This window comes from Deinococcus metallilatus (assembly GCF_004758605.1).
Lineage (GTDB): Bacteria > Deinococcota > Deinococci > Deinococcales > Deinococcaceae > Deinococcus > Deinococcus metallilatus.
In genome coordinates this window covers 1793861-1816805 of the sequence record NZ_CP038512.1, presented here as the reverse complement: position 1 = coordinate 1816805, position 22945 = coordinate 1793861, and the positions used below count along the sequence as shown (strand labels likewise).

General features: G+C 69.3%; 23 protein-coding genes. 16 read left to right on the top strand and 7 right to left on the bottom strand.

What is annotated here, in order from left to right; translation table 11 throughout:
• Positions 1–2: 2 nt before the first annotated feature.
• The gene (locus E5F05_RS14760) at positions 3–590 is read right to left on the bottom strand and encodes a FlgD immunoglobulin-like domain containing protein (RefSeq protein WP_129119392.1); all 588 of its coding nucleotides are present in this window, start codon (positions 588–590) and stop codon (positions 3–5) included.
• A gap of 69 nt (positions 591–659) precedes the next feature.
• Between E5F05_RS14760 and gatC the strand changes: the two genes are divergently transcribed.
• The 3 genes from gatC (at position 660) to E5F05_RS14745 (ending at position 2815) form a co-directional block, all read left to right on the top strand.
• On the top strand, positions 660–950 hold the full coding sequence (gatC, locus tag E5F05_RS14755) for an Asp-tRNA(Asn)/Glu-tRNA(Gln) amidotransferase subunit GatC (RefSeq protein ID WP_129119391.1): 291 nt from the start codon (positions 660–662) through the stop codon (positions 948–950).
• 70 nt (positions 951–1020) lie between these two features.
• Positions 1021–2313: a serine--tRNA ligase gene (gene serS / locus E5F05_RS14750; protein ID WP_129119390.1), complete on the top strand. Its 1293-nt coding sequence runs from the start codon at positions 1021–1023 to the stop codon at positions 2311–2313.
• Between the two features lie 97 nt (positions 2314–2410).
• Entirely contained in the window at positions 2411–2815 is a 405-nt protein-coding gene (locus tag E5F05_RS14745) for a hypothetical protein (RefSeq protein WP_129119389.1), read from the top strand.
• A 15-nt stretch (positions 2816–2830) separates the two neighbouring features.
• On the opposite strand, the gene E5F05_RS14740 is transcribed toward E5F05_RS14745, so the two are convergent.
• A complete protein-coding gene (locus tag E5F05_RS14740) occupies positions 2831–3124 on the bottom strand; it encodes a hypothetical protein (RefSeq protein WP_129119388.1) in 294 nt (97 codons plus the stop codon).
• Positions 3125–3303: 179 nt separating this feature from the next.
• Between E5F05_RS14740 and E5F05_RS14735 the strand changes: the two genes are divergently transcribed.
• The 5 genes from E5F05_RS14735 (at position 3304) to E5F05_RS14715 (ending at position 6859) form a co-directional block, all read left to right on the top strand.
• The gene (locus tag E5F05_RS14735) at positions 3304–3504 is read left to right on the top strand and encodes a hypothetical protein (protein WP_129119387.1); all 201 of its coding nucleotides are present in this window, start codon (positions 3304–3306) and stop codon (positions 3502–3504) included.
• Between the two features lie 525 nt (positions 3505–4029).
• A complete protein-coding gene (locus E5F05_RS14730; RefSeq protein WP_306461361.1) occupies positions 4030–4554 on the top strand; it encodes a hypothetical protein in 525 nt (174 codons plus the stop codon).
• 1 nt (position 4555) lies between these two features.
• Positions 4556–5188 (top strand): ComF family protein, encoded by a 633-nt coding sequence (locus E5F05_RS14725; protein ID WP_129119386.1) that lies wholly within the window; start codon positions 4556–4558, stop codon positions 5186–5188.
• Positions 5189–5506: 318 nt separating this feature from the next.
• Positions 5507–6013, top strand: a complete 507-nt coding sequence (locus E5F05_RS14720; RefSeq protein ID WP_129119385.1) for a hypothetical protein — start codon at positions 5507–5509, stop codon at positions 6011–6013.
• A gap of 147 nt (positions 6014–6160) precedes the next feature.
• A complete protein-coding gene (locus E5F05_RS14715; protein ID WP_129119384.1) occupies positions 6161–6859 on the top strand; it encodes a DUF2259 domain-containing protein in 699 nt (232 codons plus the stop codon).
• A 28-nt stretch (positions 6860–6887) separates the two neighbouring features.
• Here the strand turns inward: E5F05_RS14715 and E5F05_RS14710 are convergent, their stop codons facing one another.
• The 4 genes from E5F05_RS14710 to E5F05_RS14695 all read right to left on the bottom strand — a co-directional run bounded on the left by E5F05_RS14710 (position 6888) and on the right by E5F05_RS14695 (position 12122).
• The gene (locus E5F05_RS14710) at positions 6888–8546 is read right to left on the bottom strand and encodes a VOC family protein (protein ID WP_129119383.1); all 1659 of its coding nucleotides are present in this window, start codon (positions 8544–8546) and stop codon (positions 6888–6890) included.
• A 236-nt stretch (positions 8547–8782) separates the two neighbouring features.
• The gene (locus tag E5F05_RS14705; protein WP_129119382.1) at positions 8783–9286 is read right to left on the bottom strand and encodes a MarR family winged helix-turn-helix transcriptional regulator; all 504 of its coding nucleotides are present in this window, start codon (positions 9284–9286) and stop codon (positions 8783–8785) included.
• Positions 9287–9354: 68 nt separating this feature from the next.
• Positions 9355–10722, bottom strand: a complete 1368-nt coding sequence (gene gdhA, locus E5F05_RS14700) for an NADP-specific glutamate dehydrogenase (RefSeq protein ID WP_129119381.1) — start codon at positions 10720–10722, stop codon at positions 9355–9357.
• A gap of 128 nt (positions 10723–10850) precedes the next feature.
• On the bottom strand, positions 10851–12122 hold the full coding sequence (locus E5F05_RS14695; RefSeq protein WP_129119380.1) for an aspartate aminotransferase type Ic: 1272 nt from the start codon (positions 12120–12122) through the stop codon (positions 10851–10853).
• Positions 12123–12296: 174 nt separating this feature from the next.
• On the opposite strand from E5F05_RS14695, the gene E5F05_RS14690 reads away from it, so the two are divergent.
• The 3 genes from E5F05_RS14690 (at position 12297) to queA (ending at position 14930) form a co-directional block, all read left to right on the top strand.
• Positions 12297–13130: an ion transporter gene (locus tag E5F05_RS14690; RefSeq protein WP_129119379.1), complete on the top strand. Its 834-nt coding sequence runs from the start codon at positions 12297–12299 to the stop codon at positions 13128–13130.
• 130 nt (positions 13131–13260) lie between these two features.
• The gene (locus E5F05_RS14685) at positions 13261–13803 is read left to right on the top strand and encodes a LabA-like NYN domain-containing protein (protein ID WP_129119378.1); all 543 of its coding nucleotides are present in this window, start codon (positions 13261–13263) and stop codon (positions 13801–13803) included.
• Positions 13804–13886: 83 nt separating this feature from the next.
• Positions 13887–14930 carry a tRNA preQ1(34) S-adenosylmethionine ribosyltransferase-isomerase QueA gene (gene queA, locus E5F05_RS14680; RefSeq protein WP_129119377.1) on the top strand — a complete coding sequence of 348 codons (1044 nt, stop codon included), beginning with the start codon at positions 13887–13889 and terminating at the stop codon, positions 14928–14930.
• 67 nt (positions 14931–14997) lie between these two features.
• Here the strand turns inward: queA and E5F05_RS14675 are convergent, their stop codons facing one another.
• Entirely contained in the window at positions 14998–15990 is a 993-nt protein-coding gene (locus E5F05_RS14675) for a GNAT family N-acetyltransferase (protein ID WP_241687172.1), read from the bottom strand.
• A gap of 98 nt (positions 15991–16088) precedes the next feature.
• Between E5F05_RS14675 and E5F05_RS14670 the strand changes: the two genes are divergently transcribed.
• From E5F05_RS14670 to E5F05_RS14650, 5 genes are all read left to right on the top strand, one after another.
• Positions 16089–18164: a M3 family metallopeptidase gene (locus E5F05_RS14670; RefSeq protein WP_129119375.1), complete on the top strand. Its 2076-nt coding sequence runs from the start codon at positions 16089–16091 to the stop codon at positions 18162–18164.
• 377 nt (positions 18165–18541) lie between these two features.
• Positions 18542–19033 (top strand): CAP domain-containing protein, encoded by a 492-nt coding sequence (locus E5F05_RS14665; protein WP_129119374.1) that lies wholly within the window; start codon positions 18542–18544, stop codon positions 19031–19033.
• A gap of 85 nt (positions 19034–19118) precedes the next feature.
• Positions 19119–20258 (top strand): heparan-alpha-glucosaminide N-acetyltransferase domain-containing protein, encoded by a 1140-nt coding sequence (locus tag E5F05_RS14660; protein WP_129119373.1) that lies wholly within the window; start codon positions 19119–19121, stop codon positions 20256–20258.
• Between the two features lie 274 nt (positions 20259–20532).
• The gene (locus E5F05_RS14655; RefSeq protein ID WP_129119372.1) at positions 20533–21633 is read left to right on the top strand and encodes a hypothetical protein; all 1101 of its coding nucleotides are present in this window, start codon (positions 20533–20535) and stop codon (positions 21631–21633) included.
• The gene (locus tag E5F05_RS14650) at positions 21630–22832 is read left to right on the top strand and encodes a polysaccharide deacetylase family protein (protein WP_129119371.1); all 1203 of its coding nucleotides are present in this window, start codon (positions 21630–21632) and stop codon (positions 22830–22832) included. The genes E5F05_RS14655 and E5F05_RS14650 overlap by 4 nt, the downstream gene beginning before the upstream one ends.
• Positions 22833–22945 lie beyond the last annotated feature (113 nt).

Genomic DNA, 22945 nt, shown 5'->3' with positions numbered 1-22945 from the left:
GGTCAGCGCAACGTCACCTGCACCTCGGGCGGGCGGATGGTGACATGGCGGTCCCAGAACACGGCCCGGAGGGTGTAGTTGCCTGCGGGCAGCGGGGTACCGCTCGCGTCCTTGCCGTCCCAGTGGATGCTCAGCACGTCCCTGGTCTGGCCGGGGGGCACGTCGGTGATCACCAGTTGCATCGTGCAGACGGTGTTGTTCACGACGGGGCGCACGATGTTCCCCGCAGCGTTCAGCACCTCGAACTTCAGGTCACAGGCACCGTGTTCCAGGTGAATTGGCGTCTGCCCCGTGTTGGTGAGTTGCAGCGTCCATTCGCCGGTAGTGCCGACTGAAAGGGTGGCCGGGCCGCTCAGGGTCGCCCGGTGCGCCTGCCCCAGCGCGGGGCCGACGGGGAGGCTGGAGGGGGTGGAGCCGGGAGGCGTGACAGGTGTGGTCGGCGTTGCGGGTGCAGGTGCGGGCGCAGGCGCCGTGGGCATCGGGGCGGGTGTCGTCACTCCCGGTGGCAAGGCCGGGATGTCGTTCACACCTATGGCCGAGGCCAGGCCGCCCCCGATCAGGGCCAGCGTCAGCAGCAGTCTGGAGGTCATGCTTCAGCCTGTCCCGCCGCCGCTGACGCTGCATGAGTGTGCCTTCAGGTGGCCCGTATACTCCTGCTTATGATTGACGCGGCCCAAGTCGAACATCTCGCGCGCCTCGCGCGGCTGGAACTTACGCCGGAGGAGCGCCGGAGCATGCAGACGGACCTCAACAGCATCCTGGGCTATTTCGAGCAACTCCGCGCGGTGGATACGGAGGGCGTGGAGGAAATGCAGCGCCCCGAAGACCTCGTGAACGTGCTGCGCGAGGACGTGCCCGGCGCCGTGTTCAGCCCCGAAGTCGTCGCCGCCCTCGCCCCGGAAATGCAGGATGGCTTCGTCCGCGTGCCCCGCACGGTGGAGGCCGAGTAATGGCTGGCCTCAGGCTCAGGGGCGGCCCTTCGCCTTTCTTGCAGGCGGCTGACCGTCTCTGGAGGCTGTGATGCTCGACCTCAAATTCATCCGCGAGAATCCGGGGGCGGTCAAGCACGCCATCGAGGTGAAGGGCGTGAACCTCGACCTCGACGAACTGCTGCGGATCGACCGCGAACTCGTCGAACTGAAGCAGCGCGTGGAGGCCCTCCAGACCGAGCGCAACGCGAACGCCAGGCTGGTGCCCAAGGCCACGCCCGAGGAACGCCCGCACCTGATCCAGAAGGGCAAGGACCTGGCCGAGGAACTCAGGGGCCTCGAACCCCAGCTCCGCGCCCACGAGGACGCCCTGCGGCAACTGCTGCTGCGCGTGCCCAACATCCCGCATCCCAGCGTGCCGGTCGGCAAGGACGACAGCGAGAACGTCGAACTGCGCCGCGAGGGGCAGATTCCCGAGTTCCCCTTCCCGCCCCTCGACCACGTCGAACTCCTCGAACGCCAGGGCTGGGCCGACCCCGAGCGCGTGGCGCGGGTGAGTGGCAGCCGCTCCTATCTGCTCAAGGGCGACGCGGTGCTGCTGGAGATGGCCGTCCTGATGTTTGCGATGGACTTCCTGCGCGGGCGCGGCCTCACGCCGCTCAGCACGACCGCGCTGGTGCGCCCCGAAACTTTCGTCGGCTCGGGCCACTTCCCCGGCGGCGAGGATCAGGTCTACAAGATCGAGGGCGAGGAGCTGATGCTGGCGGGCACCGCCGAGGTTCCGGTCAACAGTCTGTATGCGGGCGAGCAACTCTCGTACGAACAGCTCCCGCTGGCCTACGCCGCCATCAGCGCCGCCTTCCGCAGCGAGGCCGGATCGGCGGGGCGGGACGTGCGCGGTCTGATCCGCGTCCACGAGTTCCGCAAGGTCGAGCAGTACGTGATGACGCGCGCCGACGAGGCCGAGGCGCTGCGCTGGTTCGGCGTCATTCTGGAGAACGCGGAGGGGCTGCTGCGGGAACTGGAGCTGCCGTACCGCGTCGTGCAGAACGTCACCGGCGATATGGGCGCGGGCAAGGTGCTGATGTACGACATCGAAACCTGGGTGCCCAGCGAGCACAAGTACCGCGAGACGCACTCCTGCTCCTATCTGGGCGACTGGCAGGCCCGCCGCACCGCCCTGCGCTACCGCGACGAGCACGGCAAGCTGGTCTACGCCCATACCCTCAACAACACCGGCATCGCCGCGCCCCGCATCCTGGTGCCGCTCCTCGAAAACCACCAGCAGGCGGACGGGACGATCCGGGTGCCGGAGGCGCTGCGTCCCTACCTGGGCGGACGCGAGGTGCTGGGGGTGCCGGTGCGCGAGGAGGCCACCGCGTAAACGGTGAAGGGCCAATCAGGGGTCGGGTGACAGCTTCCCGCCCCTGGTTTCGCGTGACGCCGCCCTGTTCGGACCGCCTGCGCGTTACCCTCCTCCTATGGACACCCCTCCCACCTCTGCCCGCACCGACAAGGGGGTGCGCGGCTTCGACCTCGACCTGCACGTGACCTTTGCCCGGCCCCTGGCGCGCGACGCGGCGCTGGCCGTGCTGCGCGCCGCCGAAGGCTTCACGGTGGACCTGTATGCCCCGCATGACCAGCCAGGCGGCCCGGTGCCCTCTGCCCGCGTGACCGGCCCCCTGCGTGACCCGGAGAGGGTCCGCGCCTTCCTGGCCGCCTGGCTCCAGGGCGAGGCGCGCGTGGTGGAGGTGGGCCTGCGCGGGTTCCTGCGCTCCTCCACCGGGCAGACCGACTGGATGCCCTGGCGGCGGAATCTGATCCTGCCCCGCACCGACGTTGGGCGAGTGGCCTTCCTCGAAGGCGTGAAGTACGTGCTGGAGTGAGGCCCGGTTGACCGGTCAGGCACTCAGTGGCAGCACCAGGGCCCGCGCCTTGGCCGTCTCGTCCAGCCGGGGGCGCAGCACCAGGACATTCAGGCGCACGTCGGGGCGCAGCAGGTAGGGGAGGCAGGTGTGGGTCAGGGCCAGCAGCGCGCGCCGGGCCTGGGCCTCGGTGTCCGCGTGCGGAAGGTCGCGCAGCACCAGCACGGCCCGCGCGCCGCCCCCGCTGGTCCACACGTCCATCATGCCCAGTCGATCCACGCCCTGGTGGTCCCGGTACTCGAATTGATGCCCACGCCTGAGGAGCTGCATTCCTGGTCACTCTCCCGATCTGAAGCCTGCCGGATCAGGCCCGCTGGCCCCCGGTGCGGCTGAGTTGTTGTTACGTCCCCAGGGTACGGGTGCGGCCCGAGGCCTTTGTCCCGCCGGAGTCTGGACAGGTCTGCCCTGCCTCTCGGATTCGGGCGCCCGCGCAGCCGTTACCCTGGGGTGTGGCCACCATCGTCATTACCTACACCGACGGCAGGACCTTTCGCCTGGAGGGCGTCACGAACGCCGACGCGGCCGCTTCGCGCGCGGCCTACGAGGGGCCGGGCAACACGCTGGCGGTCGCCTACCGTGACGGGGGCCAGCAGCGTGAGGCCCGCATTCCCAAAACACTGATCCGGTCGTTCTCGACCGAACTCGACTGATCCTGAGCGCGGCTGGCTGGGGTGCTGCCCTAATAGGGCGGTTGAGTCTGGAAGGTGTTTCCCCCACCGGGGGGCAGGGGGAGCTTTCCGCTGCGCTCGGCAAAGGGAGACTCGTTGAGCGGCGGAGGGGCTTGGGGCGGTGGCGGTTCCTGCCTGGAACGTGTTGCGTTCCACCGGGCGGCTGCGGGCCTGCGGCCCGAAAGCTCCTTTGCTCTGCCTGCACACTTGCAAGGTGGAACGTGACTGTCGCCTCCAGAGTTTTGAAAAGACAAAAGATAGGGGCGCTTCCGCTTAGGACTGACGCGATTGGGAAGAAGAAAGCGTGTAGGACGCTGTTTTTGCCCCTCCCCCTTGAGGGGGAGGCTGGGTGGGGGTGAACAGGCAGAGCGTCCCAGCCCCACGTTTTCTCAACGCCCTCGATATTCCAAACTAGAGGTTCGCGGAAGTCCTAAGACAAAAGATAGAGGAGCTTCAGCGTTGGGCATCTGACGTTCCCCTTTTCAAGCAGGCCCGTAGAATGGCGGGGTGACGGGGGGCGGGCTCAGGGAGATGCTGCTGGAGTTTCAGGGGTATGTCCTGGCCTACCGGCTGCGCGCGGCGGTGGGAGGCCGGGTGCGGCCACCCGGCGAGCCGCTCAGCCTGGCGTGCTACGCGGCGCGGCGGCTGGAACGTCAGGCCCTCGCCCGCAGCCTGGTGCGGGGGGGGCTGGACGCGCAGCAGGTGCAGCGGCTCGACGCGCTGAGCAGCGAACTGATGTTCGGCTTCTGGCTGAACCCGGCCGAGGTGGCGGCCTTTCTGCGCGCCGCTCTCCGGCAGGGCGGGCACGCGGCCCTGGGCGACCCCGACGCCTTCGCGGCCCTGCTGAGCGACAGCGAGCGCGCGCGGCTGGGCGAGCTGGGGGTGCGCCTGGTGTGCGCGCACCACCTGACCTGCCTGTCGCTGGCGGCCCCCCTGCTCGACCCCGACGCGCTGGCGGGCGTCTGGCAGCGCGTCGAGGCCACCACGCCGCCCCTGTTCGTGGATGAACTCGCGCTGGCCGGGCAGGTCTGAGATGGCGGCCCTTCAGGCCTTCCTGTGCGCACTCCTGCCGCGCCGCTGTCCCGGCTGTGACGCGCAGCTCGGGCAGGAGGCGGGTCTGTGCGCCCGCTGCCGCGCGGCTCTCCGGCCCCGGGTGGAGGTCCATTCGCCCCTGTCGCCCCGCCCGCAGGAACACCTCGTCACGTTGGGGCCGTACCGGGGCGTGACCCGCCGGGCCGTGCGCGCGCTGAAGTTCGGCGGGGCGCGGGACCTGGCGGGCACGCTGGGCGGGGCGCTGGCGGCGGGGGTCCCGGCCGGGTGGAATGTCGGCGCGGTCGTCCCGGTGCCGCTGCATGCCAGTCGCGAGCGGGAGCGGGGGTTCAACCAGTCGGGGCTGCTCGCCCGGTCGGTCGCGGCCTCGCTGGGTGTGCCGTGTGTCCCCGCCCTGCGCCGAACGCGCGCCACTGCCCAGCAGGCCCGCCTGCACGCGGCCGAGCGGGTGACGAACCTCGCCGGGGCCTTCCAGGCCGATGCCCGGCTCCTCCCGCCCGGTCCGGTCCTGTTGCTCGACGACGTGATGACCACCGGCAGCACTCTGGTCGCCTGCCGGGATGCGCTGCACGCGGCGGGCGTGAGGCCGGTGTACTTCGCGGTCGTCGCGCACTGATGGCCCCGCCCTGACGCGGGCCTGACCTTCCGCGCCCGCCCGTTCACGTCCGGTGCAGGGGCAGTACCGACTGGCTCTGATTCCAGCACATGCGGGAAAGCGCCGGATGTTCTCCAGTGGCCGGAGGCTCAGGGGCGGCCCCTCGCCTGTCTTGCCGGAAGCGCCCTAGGCTGACCCGCTCATGGTCCATCGCCGCCAGCCGGTACTTTTTGCTCCTCGCTCTGCTTCGCAGCTTTGCAAGTCCGCTCGGTTGATTCTTGCGAATCAACGCACAACGCAATTTGGTACAACTCATCCGCGCGCGGTACGGTGCCCGGTATGAAGCTCTCCCTGCCTGCCGCGCTCGCCGCCGCCCTGCTCCTGGGAGGGGCGGGTGCCCAGACGCTGGTGCCGTTCAAGGACCCCAAGCTGCCCTTCACGGTCAGCCTGCCCCGGGGCTGGCTGGGCGTGAACTTCGAGGACAAGACCAGCGGCGTGAGCGTGGTGTCCGCCAAGCAGCCGCCCGCCACCCTGATCCGCCTGCTGTTCATGCCCAAGAACGGCAGGCCCGGCGACGTGAACCAGGAGTTCGCGGGCTTCGAGGCGGGCGTGAAGCAGACGGGCGGCACCCTCAAGCAGCTCAGCAGCAAGCCTGCCCGTTACGGCGGCGTGGGCGGCATCGAGCGCGAGTATGCCCTGACCCACCCCAAGGGCAAGCTGCGCCTGCGAATCTGGTTCGGCAACGGGGCCAAGAACCTCTACTCCTTCCAGGTGACCGACACCCCCGAGCGTTACCCGGCCAGCAGCGCCCTGTTCAGCAAGGTGCTCGCCACCATCCGCTTCTGAGCGGTTGCCGGGAGGAGGGGCAGCGGGACGCCTCCCGGGGGAAGCTTGAGCAGCCTTCCGCATGTTCCCGGGTCGCGTTCTAGGCTTCAAGCCTCCACGAGAGAAGGCGCCCCTTCCTTCCCTCCGGCCTATCGCTTACGGTAGGACATGCGTTTTCTGTTGACGGCCTTGCTGGTCCTGTTGACGCTGTCCTCCTCGGCCCGCGCCGGTGACCGGCTGGAGGTGCTGCGGGTGGCCTTTTCACCCTACGGCACCCGCGCGTTGGTCGTGACGGGCGGGGTGCAGGACGGGAGCGGGTTCAGCGTCGCGGCCCTCACCGCGCTGGGGACGGGGCAGGGGCAACGGCTGCTGGAAGCCGGGGCGCGCTCCGAGACGGCGCCGGTGCCTGCTCTCGTCAAGGTCCTGCTGGCACGCGAACGCCCGCGCCTCCTCCCCCTGGACCTGGTGCCGGGCGTGACCGCGCGGCCCGTCTACGCCCGCACCTTTCCCACGCAGGCCCCCGACTGGGCCGAGGGGACGCGGGCGGGAAGCTCGGCCACCACCCCGGTCCGGTTGTGGACGCGGCCAGTCCCCGTGCGCCTGACGGTGCGGCCCCTCCCCGCCCAGTGCCCCTATCTGGGGTTGCTGCCTCCCGGTGAGCGGCCCGCCGGGTTCACGCTGACCGTGAACGGGCAGACCGTCCACGACGACCACACGCTGCCCCTGGAGCGGCGTTGCGCCGCCCGTTACGCCCTCGACCGCGTGTACGTGAAAGGCAACCGCGCCGTCTTCATCGTCCGCGCCTACACGCCCGGCTTCGAGGGACCGAACGCGGAGGTCGTGGTGGTGGCGGCAAAGCTGCGGTAGGGGGGAGGGAGTTTTCCCGCGTTCCCCCTCAAAGCTGCCCCGCCACCCCCTGCATGATCCGGCGGGCAGCGTCGAGTTCGTCGCGGTTGATGCTGTGGCCCAGCCCTGGATACACGCGGTCATCCACCTGTGCGCCCCGTGCGCGGAGCCGGGCGGCGCTCTCCTCGAAGCGCGCGAGGGGAATGTGCGCGTCGTCGGGCGCGACGCCCATGAAGACCGGGGTGCCGTGCAGGTCGCCCGTCCGGTCCAGCGTGATCAGGCCGCCGCTGAAGGCCACCACGCCGCCCAGCTTCCGGCCCGCGCGGCTGGCGTACTCCAGCGCGAGACAGGCGCCCTGCGAAAAGCCGCCCAGCACCACGTTCTGCGCCGGGATGCCCTGCGCCTCCAGCTCGTTCAGCACGGCGTCCACCGTGGCAAGGGCGCGGTCCAGATAGGGCTGGTTCTGCTGGACGGGGGCGAGGAAGGACAGGGGATACCAACTGTTTCCCTCCGCCTGTGGGGCGAGGTACGCGAACGCACTGAGATTCAGTTCGTCCGCGAGCGAGAGGATGTCCGGCGCACTGCCGCCCCGCCCGTGCAGCAGCACCGCCGCCACGCGAGCCTGCCCCAGCGGACGGCCCGCCGCGTACACCTGCACGCCCTGGGCGGCGGGCGTGGCCTGGGCCTCTGCGGCCTCACCCGCCCCCAGGTCCCGCGTCCCGAGGGTCACGCCGTACTCGCGGTTCACGATCTTCGGCACATGCGCCTCGATGGTCGCGCGCCTCGGCTCAAACCACGTCGGCAGCTTGAGATGCCTGCCCAGTTCCTCCACCGGCTCGTCGTCTGTGAAGCCGGGGGCGTCGGTGGCGATCTCGAACAGGACGCCGTTCGGCTCGCGGAAATAGATGGAGTGGAAATACTGGCGGTCCTGCACGGGCGTGGGCAGGTAGCCCGCCTCACTCAGCCCCGCGAGGTACGCCTCCTGCTCGGCGTCGTCCCTGGTCCGCAGGGCGACGTGGTGGATGCTGCCCGCGCCGAAGTTGCCACGCGGCTTGCCCGGCCGCTCCACCACGTCCACGAACAGGCCCACGCCTTCCCCGCTGCCCTGAAAGCGGGTGCGTGTGCCTTCCGCGTCCGGCTCGCTGCCCGCCTCAGTGAAGCCCAGCTGCCCCACCAGCAGGTCGCGGACCGGCTTGGTGTCTCTCACCCAGGCCGTGACCGAGTGAAAGCCGCGCAGGGCATGTTCGGCGGGAACTGGGCTGGCGGGCCAGGACTGGACGGGCTGCCCGTCCTCGAAGACCAGTTCCACCCAGGTCCCATCAGGGTCCTCGAAGGTCAGTACCTTGTCCCCAAAACGCTCGCTCTCACGGAAGGCGAAGCCCTGTTCGGTCAGGCGGGCCTTCCAGTAGCTTTCGCTCGCGCGGGGGGCGCTGTACGCGGTCGCCACCACCTCGCCGTTGCCGCGCACACCCCTTTTCGCGTCCGGCCAGGGAAAGTGAGTCATGATCGTGCCCGGTTGCCCGGTGAGGTCGCCGTAATAGAAGTGGTAGGTGCCGGGGTCGTCGAAGTTCACGGTGACCTTGACCAGCCGCTGCCCCAGCGTCTGCGAGTAGAAGTCGATGTTGCGCTGCGGATCGCTCGCCATCACCGTGACGTGGTGCAGGCCCTGGACCGGCGTGGTGCCGGGAATGGGGGAGGAAGGCATCATGCCTTCAAAATAACTTAACGTTAAACGATTTGGTGTAAGCGGGGCCACGGAACTCGGGGTAGTTGTGTCCGCCTGGCCTATATGCGGAAATTTGCGACTTAGCCCCTTCAAGGACGACGGCTGATCGGTCGGCCTGAGCCCGTCGCCGCATCGGGGGAAGGCCGCGCGTTCGCTTTTCGTGGACTTGGAGAGAGGCTTGCAGAGCGGTCTTCCTCGCTCTCTTGACAAGCCAGGCTCTAGAGATCGGGGTCGCGTGACCGCCTGACTCTCGCCGGGGCCTCCGCTGCGGGTTCGGCCAGGCCCTTCCCGAGCTTGCGTGTCAGGGCGGCCAGTTGGCCCAGTTCCTCCGGGGTCAGCCCGCTGAACACGCTCCGGATGCCCCGCACGTGGTCGGGCAGCACGCGCGTCACCAGCGCCTCGCCCGCCTCGGTCAGGAAGACCTTCATCACCCGGCGGTCCTGGGGATCGCGCTCGCGGCGCACCAGCCCGTCCCGCTCCAGGTTGTCGATCACCATCGTGAGGTTGCCGCTCGACCGCAGAATCTTGTCCGCCAGTTGCCGCTGGCTGAGTGGCCCCAGGTGGTACAGCGCCTCCAGCACGCCGAACTGGCTGATGGTCAGCCCGTGGTCCGCCAGGTGGCGGTTCGCGCCCACCTCGACGGCATGCGCCGCACGCCACAGCTTGATATAGGCGTCGAGCGCGGCGCGTTCCTCCTCTGACCCTGCGTAACGGGTGGGCATGACGGCTATCCTCAGGGCTGAGGGGGCGGGAAATCAAGCGGGAGGCGAAGTGGCCTCCCGGCTCAGGATCAGACGACGCCCTGCGCCAGCATCGCGTCCGCCACCTTGATGAAGCCGCCGATATTCGCGCCCTTCACGTAATCCACCGTGCCGTCAGGCCGGGTGCCGTACTGCACGCAGACACTATGGATACTCCGCATGATGCCGTGTAGCCGCTGGTCCACCTCCTGCGCCGTCCACGACAGCCGCATCGCGTTCTGGCTCATCTCCAGCCCGCTCACCGCCACCCCGCCCGCGTTGGACGCCTTGCCCGGCGCGTAGAGCAGCTCCTGCTCGGTGAAGATGTGAACGGCCTCCGCCGTGGAGGGCATGTTGGCGCCCTCGGCCACCAGGAGGCAGCCGTTCCCGATCAGCGTCCGGGCGTCCTCGCCGTTCAGTTCGTTCTGGGTGGCGCAGGGGAGGGCGATGTCGCAGGGAATGGCCCAGGGGGTCTGGCCGGGGAGGTACTCCAGCCGGAACTGCTGGGCGTATTCCTCCAGCCGTCCCCGGCGGACGTTCTTCAGGTCCATCAGGGCGTGCCACTTCTCTTCCGTCAGCCCTTCGGGGTCGTACACCGTGCCCTGCGAGTCGCTCCACGAGACGACCTTCGCGCCCAGGCTCATGCTCTTGAGGGCGGCGTACTGCGCGACGTTCCCCGAGCCGCTGACCGTGACCCGTTTTCCAGCGAAGTCGTCCCCCTGGCGGGCCAGCATCTCCTGCGCGAAATAGACGGTCCCGTACCCGGTCGCCTCCGGGCGGATCAGGCTGCCGCCGTACTCGGGCGCCTTGCCGGTCAGGACATAGCCACCCTGTCTCGTGATACGCTTGTACTGCCCGTACAGATACCCGATCTCGCGCGCCCCCACCCCGATGTCCCCGGCGGGCACGTCGAACTCCTCCCCGATGTGGCGGTACAGCTCGGTCATGAAGGACTGGCAGAAGCGCATCACCTCGCCGTCGCTCTTGCCCTTGGGGTCAAAATCGCTGCCGCCCTTGCCGCCGCCCATCGGCAGGGTCGTGAGGCTGTTCTTGAAGACCTGCTCAAAGGCCAGGAACTTCATCACGTCCAGCGTCACGCTGGGGTGAAAGCGCAGCCCGCCCTTGTACGGCCCCAGCGCGCTGCTCATCTGCACGCGGAAGCCCCGGTTCACCTGTACCTCTCCGGCATCGTCCACCCAGGGCACCCGGAAGAGGATCGCCCGCTCGGGTTCCACCATCCGCGTCAGGAGCCGCGCCTCGCGGTACTCGGGGTGCTGCTCCAGAAAGGGCCACAGGCTCTCGGCCACCTCGCGGACGGCTTGCAGGAAATCCGGCTGGTGCGGGTCACGCGCGGCCACGCTGTTCAGAAAGTCTTCAAGCCGCACCCCGACGTTGCCCTTCGCCAGAACCGTTTCCATAGTGGGGCAAGGGTAAAGGCAGCGGTTGCGGGGGCAGGGGAGGCGGTCTAGTTTTTTGTTAGACGTATTCTTTTTTCAGAGGCTGGGAGTGGGGGAAAGGTGGCCGCCTCCCCTCACAGCGTCCCCCCCTATCCCTGGGCCGCCCGGTATTCCTCCGTCGCCAGGCGGATGCAAGCCGCCACCACCTCCATCGCCGTCCGCACTTCCTCCACCGGCGGGCGCGTTGGCGCGAGGCGGAGGTTCCGGTTGTACGGGTCCTGCCCTGCGGGGTACGTCGCCCCGGCGGGGGTGAGGCTGACCCCAGCGGCCTCCGCGAGTTCCACCACGCGGTCCGCCACCGGCTCCACCGTGTCCAGGCTGATGAAGTAGCCGCCCTTCGGCAGGTTCCAGGTGGCGTACTCGCCTTCCCCCCCCAATTCGGCACGCAGCACCTCGTCCACGGCGCGGAACTTGGGGGCGATGATGGCGGCGTGGTCCCGCATCAGGCCCTCCAGGCCGCCCGGATATTCCGTCAGGAACTTCACGTGCCGCGCCTGCTCCACCTTGTTGGGGCCGATGCTCTGCGCGTTGAGGTACTTGGAAAGCCACTTGATGTTGTCCTCGCTGCTCGCCACGAAGCCCAGGCCCGCGCTGGCAAAGGTGACCTTGGAGGTGCTGGCGAACACGAAGGCCCGGTCGGGGTAGCCCGCGTCACGAGCGAGCACCACGAAATTCACCGGCTCGGCGCGGTCCTCTGCCGAGAGGTGGTGGACCCGGTAGGCGTCGTCCGCGAAGAGGGTGAAGTCGGGGGCTGCCGCCTGCACGCCCGCCAGCCGCCGCGCCTTCTCCGCGCTGATCGTCTCGCCGCCGGGGTTGGAATAGGTCGGCACGAACAGGATGCCCTTGACCGAGGCGTCCGTCCCCGCCAGCCGCTCGACGGCGTCCACGTCCGGGCCGTCAGGCTGCATGTCCACCGTCAGCAGCTCGAAGCCCAGGGTTTGCAGCAGCAGGAAGTGGCGGTCGTAGCCGGGGACGGTCACGATCATCTTGGGCTTCTGGGTGAGCCAGGGGCCAGTGCTGCCGCGCACGCCGTGCAGCAGCGCGAAGGTCAGCACCAGGCCCTGGAGTTCCAGGCTGGAGTTGTTCCACACCAGCACGTTCTCGGCCTTCACGTCGAGGTACTGCGCGAACAGCGCCCGTGCCGAGGGCAGACCTGCCACGCCACCGGGATAGTTCCGCAGGTCCAGGCCGTCCATCTTCACGTCCTGCTCGTCCAGCACCGTCAGCAGCCCATTCGAGAGGTCGAAGTCGGCGTCGGCGGGCTGGCCGCGCTGCATGTTGAGCTTGAGGCTGCGCGCCTTGAAGGCTTCGTACGCCTGGCGGGCCGTATCGAGGGCCGGGGAGGAGGCTTCCTTCGTCATGGCTTCACGTTACCTGTGCCGTACCGGGAGAGGGAGGGGGGCTGCTTAGCGGGGCCGGTCGGACCGGGAGATCGTAGACCTCTCCACCGTATTCCACCTGAGCCGGTCGCCCTGGCGGGCAAAGCCCCGGGAGCGGGCCGAATGCACCGCCGTCCTCCCCGGTAGACTTCTGGCATGAGGCATCCCGGTGAGGCACGCGCGCCCTGGCGGGTGGCCCTCGGCAACATCATCTTCAACAACGACACCCCGGCGGGACGGGCCTTTGACCTCGTGCTGATCGTGCTGATTTTCGTCAGCATCCTGGTGGTCATGCTGGACAGCGTCGGCAGCATCCGGGCCACGTACGGGCCGCTGTTCGAATGGGCCGAGTGGGCGCTGACACTGGTCTTCACGGTGGAGTACGTCCTCCGGCTGATTTCTGCCCGGCACGCCACGCACTACGCCACCAGCTTTTTCGGCGTCGTGGATTTGCTGTCCATCCTGCCCGGATATCTGGACCTGCTCCTGCCCGGGGCCAATTACCTGCTGATTGTCCGCGTGCTGCGGCTGCTGCGGATCTTCCGGATCTTGAAACTCGCCCGCTATCTCAACGAGGCGAGCGTCCTGACCGAAGCCATGCGCGCGAGCGCCGCCAAGATCACGGTCTTCCTGGCGGTCGTCCTGACGCTCGTGACCATCATCGGCGCGTTGATGTACGTCATAGAAGGCCCCGCGAACGGCTACACCAGCATTCCGACCAGCATCTACTGGGCCATCGTGACCCTCACCACCGTCGGCTTTGGGGACATCACGCCCAAGACGCCGCTGGGCAAGGGCCTGGCCTCGCTGGCCATGATCCTGGGCTACGGCATCCTGGCCGTGCCGACCGGCATCGTGACCGTCAGCCTTTCGCGCGCTCAGGGACGGCGGCGCTCAGAGCGCACCTGCCCGCGCTGCGGCCTTCAGGGGCACGACGCCGACGCCCGGTACTGCAAACGCTGCGGCGAACTCCTGCCCGGCTCTTCCTGAGTGCCGCCTGGGCGGCGGGCCGCAGATGTAGAATGTGCCCATCCGGAATGAAGGGTCCAGCGCGGCCCACGTCCGGAAAAGAGGCCGGTTCTTTCCGCTTTCCCCGGCCGTCCCAACAGGAGAATTCCCAATGCAGTACGTGGTTTCCCGCCCGCGCGTGGGCGTTTTTATTGACACGCAAAACCTCTACCACTCGGCCCGCGACCTGCTGGAGCGGACTGTCAACTTCGAGACGATCCTGCGCTACGCCACCCGCGAGCGCGAACTCGTCCACGCCATCGCCTACACCGTCGAGCGCGAGGGCGAGGCGACCGCGCGCCCCTTCATCTACAAGCTCTCGGCGCTGGGCTACAAGGTGCGCCGGATGAACCTCACGCTCCACCACGTCACCGAGGGCGGCAAGGCCATCTACGAGGGCAACTGGGACATGGGCATCGTGGCCGACATGGTGCGGCTGCTGGACCACCTCGACGTGGTGGTGCTGGGCAGCGGCGACGGCGACTTCACCGACGTGGTGGAGGTCTTGCAGGAGCGCGGCAAGCGCGTGGAGGTGATCGCCTTCCGCGAACACACCGCGCAGAAACTGATCGACGCCGCCGACCGCTTCACGCATCTGCCCGACATCGAGGACGCGCTGATGCCCGCCCGGCAGAAGGGGGAAGTGAGGGGTTAGGTTTTAGGCATTAGAGATCGGGAACTTTGACTTTTGCCTCAGCTTCCTGTTCTCGAACGCCTGACCCCTCATCCCTAACCCCTATGAACCCCGACGCCGTCCTCGCCCGCCTCGCCTTCGATCTGCCCCCCGAGCGCATCGCGCAGACGGGGGCCGAACCGCGTGATTCGTCGCGGCTGATGGTGGTGGGTGAGGCGGGCCTCGCGCACCGGGTCTTCCGCGATCTGCCGGAGTTGCTGCGGGCCGGGGACGTGCTGGTCTTCAACGAGAGCCGGGTGATTCCCGCCCGGGTGATGGCGCGCAAGCCCGTCACGCCGGGCGGCTTCGGCGGCGGGCAGGTCGAGGTGCTGTTGCTGCGAGAGGAGGAGCAGCACGTCTGGTCGGCCTACCTCAAACCCGCGAAACGGGCCGGGAAGGAGCTGTGGCTCGGACAGCACCGCGCGGAGGTGGTCGGCGTTCTGCCGGACGGCGCGCGCCTGCTGCGCTTCGAGCGCGACATCAAACCCCACCTGGACGAGATCGGGCGGCTGCCGCTGCCGCCGTACATCGACGCCGGGGACAGCGACGAGACGTGGCGGGAACGCTATCAGACGGTGTATGCCCGCACGCCTGGCAGCGTGGCGGCCCCCACGGCGGGCCTGCACTTCACGCCCGAACTGCTCGCCCGGCTGGACGCGCTGGGGGTGGAGCGGCACGCGCTGACCCTGCATGTCGGCGCGGGGACGTTCCGGCCCATCACCGGCAGCGTGGCCGACCACGTGATGCACGCCGAGCGGTACGCGATCAGCGAGGGGGCGGCGAGGGCGATCAACCGGGCCAAAGCGGAAGGCCGCCGCGTCGTCGCCGTCGGGACCACGACGGTCCGCGCCCTCGAAAGCAGCGCGAATGAGGACGGCACCGTCAATCCCGGCGAGGGCGACACGAGCATCTTCATCACACCGGGGACGCCGGTGCGGGTGCCCGATCTGCTGGTCACCAACCTGCACCTGCCCGGCAGCACCCTGCTGCTGCTGGTGGCCGCGTTCGCCGGAGAGGCGCGGATCAAGGCCGCCTACGACGCCGCGCTCGCGGAGGGCTACCGGTTCTATTCGCTGGGGGACGCGATGCTGCTGGAGAGGGGCTTGTAGCTTGTGGTCCCTGGCTTGTGGAGGCTCCTGCTGAAGCTCCGGCTTTCGCCTCTCTACAAGCGACAAGCTACGCGCCACAGGCCTTTTTCAGCGTCACCGTTGCCGCCTCCCGCACGAACCCCAGCCGCTCGTTGATGGCGAGCATGGGCCGGTTGACGGAGTGGTTGCTGGTGCGGGCGTGCGTATAGCCGCGGCTCAGGGCCGCGCGGGCCGCCGCGAGTTTCAGGGCGGAGGCGACGCCGTGCCCGCGCCAGGCGGGCAACACGCCGGTCAGGCCGTTGTGCAGGGTGCCGGGACGGGTGGGGATGGGCTGGTGCAGTTCGCTGACCCCCACCCACTCGCCATTCGGCGCCACCGCGATAAATTCGCCTGCCGGGTTGATCCGCCCGGACACGCGCCGCTGCCAGACCTCGAAGGGCCAGACACTGACCTGCGTCGTGCTGGGCACGTCGAGGAGCAGGGCGGCGATCAGCGTATACAGGCGGCGCTGGGCCGCCTCGTCGAAGTTGCCCACCAGTTCGCTGAGGGGCAGGATACGGAGACCTGCCGCCCGCGCTCTGGCCTCCTGCCCGGCGAAGCGCGCGAAATTCAGGGTCCGCAGGTCGAGCGTGCTGGACCACATCCGGTCGTGTTCCCGGTAGCCGCGCGCCTCCAGAAAGGGTTTTTCCCACCAGTCCTCACGCACGCGGGAAACCAGAGTGTGCGCGCCGTTCTGGCGGGCGTTCGCCTCGGCCTGGGCGAGCAGCGCCTCCGCCAGCGTTCCCCCCGCCAGTTCCGGCAGGGTGCGGACGGTCACGTCCAGCCATCCCGGATGCCCGTCCATGCGCGGCACGCCCGTCTCCGCGAGGCCCACGAGTTCGCCCGCCTGCACGGCCAGTATTCGCACAAAGGGTTCGCCTTCCAGACGGCCCGCCTCCAGGCGCTCCAGGTCTTCTAGGCTGACGGGGGAGTCCGGGTGCGCGGTGGTCAGAAACGCGGCCACGCGGGGCAGATCGGCGGACGCGGCGGGGCGCAGGTTGAGGTCGGCCGGGAGGGGTGGGGGAGAGGTCAGGGCGTCCATGGAGCAGCCAAGCATAGCCGCCTGCCGCGCGTCATCCGCCGTTTGGCGCAGTCCGCTTTCGCCTCTTCCTCATCCCGCCGCTGTCTATACTCGCCCTCATGACCCAGGCACCGCCTGCACCCAATGGACGCCAGCACAGTCAGAGTGACAATCCCCTGCTGAACGTCGGCTTCCGCATTCCCTTCGACCAGATTCGGCCCGAACATGCCGAACCCGCCGTGGACACGCTGCTGGCGCAGACGCAGGAACGGCTGGAACGGCTCGCCCAGGCGCCGGAGCGCGCTTACGCGGACTTCATGGCCGACCTCGACCAGCTCACCGAGCAGCTCGACACGGTGGGCGTGATCGTCAGTCACCTCGACAGCGTGGTCACCAGCCCCGAGTGGCAGGCGGCGCGGCGCGCGATTCTGCCCAAAGTGACCGAGTTCTACACCCAGCTCAGCCTCCATCCCGGCCTGTGGGCGGCGCTGAAGGGCTTCGCGGAGACGGAGGCGGGCCGGGCCCTCGACCCGGTGCGCGCGCGGCACCTCAAGCTCACCATCGACGAGTTCCGCCGCGAGGGGGCCGACCTGCCCGAGGCGGAAAAGGCCCGGCTGCTGGAAGTGAACACCCGGCTGGCGCAGATCACCAACGACTTTGCCAAGAACGTGCTGGACGCGACCGCCGCTTATGAACTGTACGTGCCCGCCGAGCGGCTGGCCGGTGTGCCGGAGCGCGTCCGCCAGGCCACCCGGCTGGACGCCGAGGGGCACGGCCAGGCAGGCCACCGCCTCACGCTGCATCAGCCGGTCGCCGAACCGGTCCTCACCTATGCCGACGACCGCGAGTTGCGCCGCGAGCTGTGGCAGGCGCAGAACTCGGTGGGCATGCAGCCGGGCCGCGACAACCGCCCGCTGGTGCTGGAGATTCTGAAGCTGCGCCGGGAGCAGGCCCACCTGCTGGGCTTCCGCGACTTTGCCGACTACGTGCTGGAAGACCGCATGGCGGGCGGCGGCGAGCGGGCGCTGGCCTTCGAGCGCGACCTCGAAGCGCGCATCCGCCCCTACTTCGAGCGGGAGAATGCCGAGCTGGAAGCCTTCTACCGCGAGCAAACCGGACCGGACGCGCCCCCGCTGGAAGCCTGGGACGTGGCGTACTGGGCCGAGAAGCAGCGCCAGGCGAAGTACGACTTCGACGAGGAGGCCCTGCGCCCCTACTTCGAGCTGGACAACGTCATGGCGGGCCTCTTCGAGATCGTGCGGCGGGTGTTCGGCATCACGGTGAAAGAAGCGCAGGCCCCCGGCTGGCATCCCGAGGTGCGCTACTACGACATCTTCGACGAGGCGGGCACCCACGTCGCCTCCTTCTACACCGACTGGTTCCCGCGTGACAGCAAGCGTTCGGGGGCGTGGATGAACGCCTTCGTGACGGGCGGGCCGCGCGAGCAGGGCGTGGACCCCCACCTGGGCCTGATGTGCGGCAACATGACGCCGCCCAGCGGGGACCGCCCCGCCCTGCTCTCCATCCGCGAGGTCGAGACGGTCTTCCACGAGTTCGGGCACCTGCTGCACCACGCGCTGTCAAAGGTGCCGGTGCGGAACCTCAGCGGCACCCGCGTGGCCTGGGACTTCGTGGAGCTGCCCTCGCAGATCATGGAGAACTGGGTGCTGGAACGGGAGGCGCTGGACCTCTTCGCGCGGCACTACCAGACGGGCGAGCGGCTGCCGGACGAACTGTTTGACCGCCTGGTCGCCGCCCGCAACTACCGCGCCGCGAACGCCGCCATGCGCCAGCTCTCCTTCGGGACGGTGGACCTGGAACTGCACGTCGAATTCGACCCGGACGCGCCCGGTGCGGACCCCGTCAGGGAGGCGCGCGAGATCATGGCCCGCTTCTACCCCTATCCCCTCCCCGAAGACTTCGCCCGCATCGCGCAGTTCGGCCACCTGTTCAGCAGCCCGGTCGGCTACGGGGCCGGGTACTACTCCTACAAGTGGGCCGAGGTGCTGGATGCCGACGCCTTCAGCCGGTTTGCCGCTGAGGGCATCTTCAACCGCGAGACGGGCCGCGCGTACGTGGACACCATCCTGAGCCAGGGCAACAGCAAGGAGGCCGCCCAGCTCTACCGCGACTTCATGGGCCGTGACCCCGACGCGGAGGCGCTGCTGCGGCGTAGCGGACTTGTGGAAGCGTAACGCCAGTCGCGCCTGACAGGGACGCCTTTTTCTCCCTCCCCGATTAGGGTGGCGGCCACAAACAGGCCAGTCATTCGGTCATCCAGTGGCCTCTCTATGCCCGGCCTGTTTACCCCTCTGCTTCGCAGCTTTGCAAGTCCCGGCCTCCCCCCTCAAGGGGGAGGAGTTTTTTTATCGCTCAACACGTCGTTTCTTCTTTGTGAGACTGACATGCATCACTCAGACCCTTGAGGGGGAGGAGCTTTTTTTGCTCGCTCACACGGCGTTTCCGCTTGTAAAGCCCTTCTATCCGTTGCCAGCCTTACCAGACCCGCACCTGCCTTGTCTACCCGCCGCTTCACTTCCTCATGGGGAGGCTCCCTTTATGCTGCCTTCACATGCTCCGTGCAAAGCTGACGTTGCTGGTCGGTGCCCTGGTGGCGCTGTCGTCCCTGAGTGCCCAGGCGTGGGCGCCCGCCGAGGCGGGGCTGCTGGCCGGGCTGAACCGGGCGAGAGGACAGGGGGTGACCTGCCCCGGCACCGGGCGCCGTCCCGCCGCCGCGCCGCTGGCAGCCAGTGGCGCCCACGCCCTCGCCGCGCGCCTCCAGGCGGGGTACATGAGCAGCAGTGGGCGCATCACGCATACGGGCGCGGGGGGCAGCACGCCGCGTGTCCGTGCCGCCAGCACGGGGGTCCGGGCGGTGAGCGTCACCGAGATCGTCTATCTGGGGGCGGGCGTGAATCCGGAGGGGGCGGTGCGCTGGTGGCTGAACTCGCCGGTTCACTGCGCCGTCCTGACGGACCGGCGGTATACGCACGCCGGGGCCAGCGTGGTGCAGGGATCGCGCGGCACGGCCTACGTGGTGGTGCTGAGCAGCCAGCCGCGCTGAGGGACCGTCCAGCCGCGTGAGACGAGGGCCAGCGGGCCGTTTCGCCTTTTCATAAGGGTGTCATCTGGCGGACGGACCATCAGGAATGACGATCCTGTCCACCCCGACGCCCGCAGCGCCCGCCGAGAGTGCGGTGCCTGCCCAGAGACAGGCGCGGCTGACGGCGCTGGACGCCTGGCGGGGCCTGACGGTGCTGCTGATGCTGCTGGTCAACAATGTGGCGCTGGGAGGGATGACCCCGGCGCAGCTCCAGCACGCGCCTTTCGGCGGGGTGACCCTGACCGACCTGGTGTTTCCCTGGTTTCTCTTCTGCGCGGGGGCGGCCCTGCCCTTCTCGCAGGCGGCGATGCGGAAGGCGGGGGTGACGGGGTGGGCGCGGGTGCGGCGGCTCCTCACCCGCGCCGCCCTGCTGTATCTGGTGGGCGCCTTCCTGACCAGCGCGACCGAACACCGCTTCACGCTGGGGCTGGGGGTGCTGCAACTGATCGCGCTGGCGACGCTGTGCGCGGCGCTGCTGAGCGGAGTGCGCGGACGCTGGCAGGCGCTGGTGGCGCTGGGGCTGCTGGCCGGGTACGGTGTTTTTCTGGCCTATACCCCGCATTCGGCAGGCGTCGGCGTGGTGAGCGAGACGGCCAACCCGGTGCAGGCGGTGAATGAAGCCCTGCTGTCCCCCTGGGGTCTGCGCGGGCTGGTGTCGGTGGTGCCGACCACCGCGCTGGTGCTGCTGGGCAGCCTGGCGGCGCGGCCCCTGCAACAGCGGTCGCCCCGCGCCCCCTGGCTGCTGCTGGGGCTGGGCGCGGTCCTGACGGCGGTGGGCTACGGCTGGGCGGCGTCCGGGCACCTGCCGTTCTCCAAGGCCCTCTGGACGCCGCCCTACGTGATGTACAGCGCGGGCCTGGGGACGCTGGGCATCCTGGCGATGTGGTTGATCGCGGATACCGGGCGGCTGGCGTCCGGGAGGCGGCTGCTCGCGCCGCTCACCATCCCGGGGCGCAACGCGCTGGCGGCCTACGCCCTGCCCATCCTGTTCAAGGTCTGGGTGCTGCTGGACTGGCAGGTGGATTGGGCGGGCAAGCTCCAGCCGATGCGGGACGCGCTGCTGACCCTGGCCCGCACGCACCTGGGCCTGTGGTGGGGCGGCTGGGCCTACACGCTGGGCTACATTCTGGCCGCCTGGCTGGGCCTCGCCTGGATGGCCCGCCGGGGCCTGATCTGGAAACTCTGAAGCTTGGGACTGACGCGGTTGGGAAGAAGAAAGCGTGTAGGACGCTGTTTTTTTTCCTCCCCCTTGACTCGTAGAGCTGCTTGCAGAGGGGGTGAACGGGCAGCGCGTCCCAGCGCCACTTTCTCTCAACTCCCCGATATTCCAAACCAGAGTTTCGCGTCAGGCCTAAGCTCTCAGCCGGTTCTCGTGAGCTTCCACTAGATTCCGGGGCGGGCGCCGCCGCGCTTGAGCGGGCAGCCCTGAATCTCCGCCCTTCTCTCCTCCCGAGGTCTTCATGCGTCCGATATCCCTGCTGCTCACCCTGGCCCTGGCGACCCCCGCACTCGCCGCCCCTGCTTCCGCGAATCCGGCCCCCGCCACCCTGACCTACGGCGGCGAGAACTTCCGGGCGCTGGCCGCGGAGTCCTACCGGCTGGCGGGAATGCCCGGCGACTTCGGCACCTGGCTCGCGCAGGCCTATGCCCGCTCGGGCGTGCCGCTGGGGAAGGGGGGCACCTCGCTGACGGCGGCGCTCGACGCCCGCAAGGCGGAACTGGCGGCGGCGCAGGGGGCCCAGCGGGACCAGTTGGCCCGCGACACGGCGGCCTGGGCGCACCGCTTCATCAAGAAGGCCGTGCCGAAGTTCAGTCTGGAGCGCGGCTTCGAGTTCGCCAGCATGGCGAAAACCGGCGAGCGGCAATGCCTGCTGCAAAGCGTGGTGATCGCGGGGCTCTTGCAGCGCGCGGGCCTGGACGCGGGCCTGGAGATGGTCTGGAAAAGCCAGAGCGGCCAGGAGAGCAATCTGGGCCACGTCACCAGTGTGCTGCGCCTCCCGTCGGGGGCGGGGGACGTGCAGGTGGACGCCAGCGAGCCCGAACCCTTCGCTCGGCACGTGGGGGTGCTGGCCTGGGCGGACGGGGACTACCGCTTCCTCACGCCCGTCTTTGAGAGTGACGGGCGCATCACCGCCTACAGCCGGGTGGACGGTGGGGGCCGGGTGCCTGCCGGGAAGCTGACCTTTCTGGATCTGCCCTACGTGCGGTCGCAGTTCAACTATTACCGGGGCGAGCGGGCCACTGGCGGCTGGCTGGGCACCGGCACCGGCCGGTCCACCCCCGAGGGCCTGAAGGTCAGCGAGAAGTACCTGCGGGCCGCGCTGCAAGACAACCCGCACAATGCCCTGGCGGCCAACGTGCTGGGCAACGTGCTGCGGAAGGAGGGCCGGGACGCCGAGGCCCGCTCGCAGTACCTGGCGGCGGGGCGGCTCTACGCGGCGCAGGGGCATACCCCGGCCGGGGCCGAGGCCAACCTGAAGTGGGCGCGCGGGCAGGCCGGGGGGGCGCACGGCGTCCTGGGCCGCGTCTTCGGCCTCGCCACGTTACCCTGGAACCGATGAGGTTCAGGTCCCTGTTGCTGCCCGCCCTGCTGCTCGCCGCCTTCGCGGGAGCGCGGGTGCCGCCTGCCGTCCCCGCCCTGCCGCTGCCGGGCCAGGTGCAGCCGCTCGCGCCCGGCACGCGCCGCGCCCCGGCCCTGCCCACCCTCACCCTGACGCCCGCTATGCCGCAGGTCCGGCAGGTCGAGTATCTCAGCAACGGCTTTATCGAGGTGGCCCACGCCGTCGTGACCGTCACGCCGGAGGAACGTCCGGGCGCGCGGGCGCTGATGGAACAGGTCGTCCGCCGGGTGCTGGCCGCCCGGCCCAGTCTGGACGAGGTGGACGTGAGCGTGTATGACCGGGGCAGCTACGCGGGCTTCGGAGGGCCCCTCCCGCTGCTGACCGCCAGCGTGCCGCGCGTCCGGCTGAACGACTTTGCCGCCTGGGCGCAGGGCCAGGACTACTACGAGCGGGCCTGGCAGAACCCCGGCAACCTCCCGGCCTTTCGTCCCGCCGACCGGGTGCGCGAGCGGACCCCCAGCGTGTCCACGCCGGGGGGCAGTCAGGCGGCGCTGAACCGGGCCACCCTCGGTCTGACCACGGCCCGCGTCGCGGGGGGCCTGCACGGCGGGCTGCTGTTCCGGGGGAAGCCCGGCGCAGAGCGCGTCGCGGCCCTCACCTTCGACGACGCGCCGCACCCGCTGTTCGAGCCGCTGCTGCTGGACCTGCTGCGCCGCAGCGGGGCGAAGGCCACCTTCTTCGTGATCGGCCGCAATGCCCGCGCCTATCCCTACTTCATCCGCGACATGGTGGCCCAGGGGCACGAGGTGGGGAACCACACCTACCATCACGTGCGCCTGCCGCCCCTGGCCCTGCCCGACGCCACGCAGGAAATGGAGCTGGCGAACGCCGTCATCCGTGAACTGACCGGCAAGCCCGCGAGGTATTTCCGTCCGCCCGGTGGCGAGTACACTCCCGCCACCCTGAGGGCCGCCGAGAGCCTGGGGCTCACCACCGTCTTCTGGACGGACGATCCGGGGGACTTCCAGAATCCGGGCATGACAACGCTGGAAGCGCGGCTGGACCGTCGCCTGCGTCCGGGCGGCATCGTGCTGCTGCATGACAATGCCTCGGAGATGCTGGACGTGTTGCGGCCCTTTCTGAGGCTGGCCCGTCAGGAGGACGTGACGCTGACGACGGTGGGGGGACTGCCGAAGTAGTTGGGGAGGGTGTTGGGACGCTGTTCAGGGTGGCAGGTACGGATTGGCCGGTTTGTTCCCACCCCCCCCCAGCCCCCCTACCCGGAGGGCAGGGGGGAGCGGCGCTGCGCTGG

Bases quoted from the DNA above. Each gene is read 5' to 3' on its own strand.
- serS (WP_129119390.1), top strand. From the start codon at position 1,021: ATGCTCGACCTCAAATTCATCCGCGAGAATCCGGGGGCGGTCAAGCAC.
- E5F05_RS14675 (WP_241687172.1), bottom strand. From the start codon at position 15,990: ATGGACGCCCTGACCTCTCCCCCACCCCTCCCGGCCGACCTCAACCTG.
- E5F05_RS14650 (WP_129119371.1), top strand. From the start codon at position 21,630: ATGAGGTTCAGGTCCCTGTTGCTGCCCGCCCTGCTGCTCGCCGCCTTC.
- E5F05_RS14655 (WP_129119372.1), top strand. From the start codon at position 20,533: ATGCGTCCGATATCCCTGCTGCTCACCCTGGCCCTGGCGACCCCCGCA.
- E5F05_RS14660 (WP_129119373.1), top strand. From the start codon at position 19,119: ATGACGATCCTGTCCACCCCGACGCCCGCAGCGCCCGCCGAGAGTGCG.
- E5F05_RS14740 (WP_129119388.1), bottom strand. From the start codon at position 3,124: ATGCAGCTCCTCAGGCGTGGGCATCAATTCGAGTACCGGGACCACCAG.
- E5F05_RS14665 (WP_129119374.1), top strand. From the start codon at position 18,542: ATGCTCCGTGCAAAGCTGACGTTGCTGGTCGGTGCCCTGGTGGCGCTG.
- E5F05_RS14685 (WP_129119378.1), top strand. From the start codon at position 13,261: ATGCAGTACGTGGTTTCCCGCCCGCGCGTGGGCGTTTTTATTGACACG.
- E5F05_RS14690 (WP_129119379.1), top strand. From the start codon at position 12,297: ATGAGGCATCCCGGTGAGGCACGCGCGCCCTGGCGGGTGGCCCTCGGC.
- E5F05_RS14760 (WP_129119392.1), bottom strand. From the start codon at position 590: ATGACCTCCAGACTGCTGCTGACGCTGGCCCTGATCGGGGGCGGCCTG.
- E5F05_RS14670 (WP_129119375.1), top strand. From the start codon at position 16,089: ATGACCCAGGCACCGCCTGCACCCAATGGACGCCAGCACAGTCAGAGT.
- gatC (WP_129119391.1), top strand. From the start codon at position 660: ATGATTGACGCGGCCCAAGTCGAACATCTCGCGCGCCTCGCGCGGCTG.
- queA (WP_129119377.1), top strand. From the start codon at position 13,887: ATGAACCCCGACGCCGTCCTCGCCCGCCTCGCCTTCGATCTGCCCCCC.
- E5F05_RS14695 (WP_129119380.1), bottom strand. From the start codon at position 12,122: ATGACGAAGGAAGCCTCCTCCCCGGCCCTCGATACGGCCCGCCAGGCG.
- E5F05_RS14720 (WP_129119385.1), top strand. From the start codon at position 5,507: ATGAAGCTCTCCCTGCCTGCCGCGCTCGCCGCCGCCCTGCTCCTGGGA.
- E5F05_RS14725 (WP_129119386.1), top strand. From the start codon at position 4,556: ATGGCGGCCCTTCAGGCCTTCCTGTGCGCACTCCTGCCGCGCCGCTGT.
- E5F05_RS14715 (WP_129119384.1), top strand. From the start codon at position 6,161: ATGCGTTTTCTGTTGACGGCCTTGCTGGTCCTGTTGACGCTGTCCTCC.
- E5F05_RS14745 (WP_129119389.1), top strand. From the start codon at position 2,411: ATGGACACCCCTCCCACCTCTGCCCGCACCGACAAGGGGGTGCGCGGC.
- E5F05_RS14710 (WP_129119383.1), bottom strand. From the start codon at position 8,546: ATGATGCCTTCCTCCCCCATTCCCGGCACCACGCCGGTCCAGGGCCTG.
- gdhA (WP_129119381.1), bottom strand. From the start codon at position 10,722: ATGGAAACGGTTCTGGCGAAGGGCAACGTCGGGGTGCGGCTTGAAGAC.
- E5F05_RS14705 (WP_129119382.1), bottom strand. From the start codon at position 9,286: ATGCCCACCCGTTACGCAGGGTCAGAGGAGGAACGCGCCGCGCTCGAC.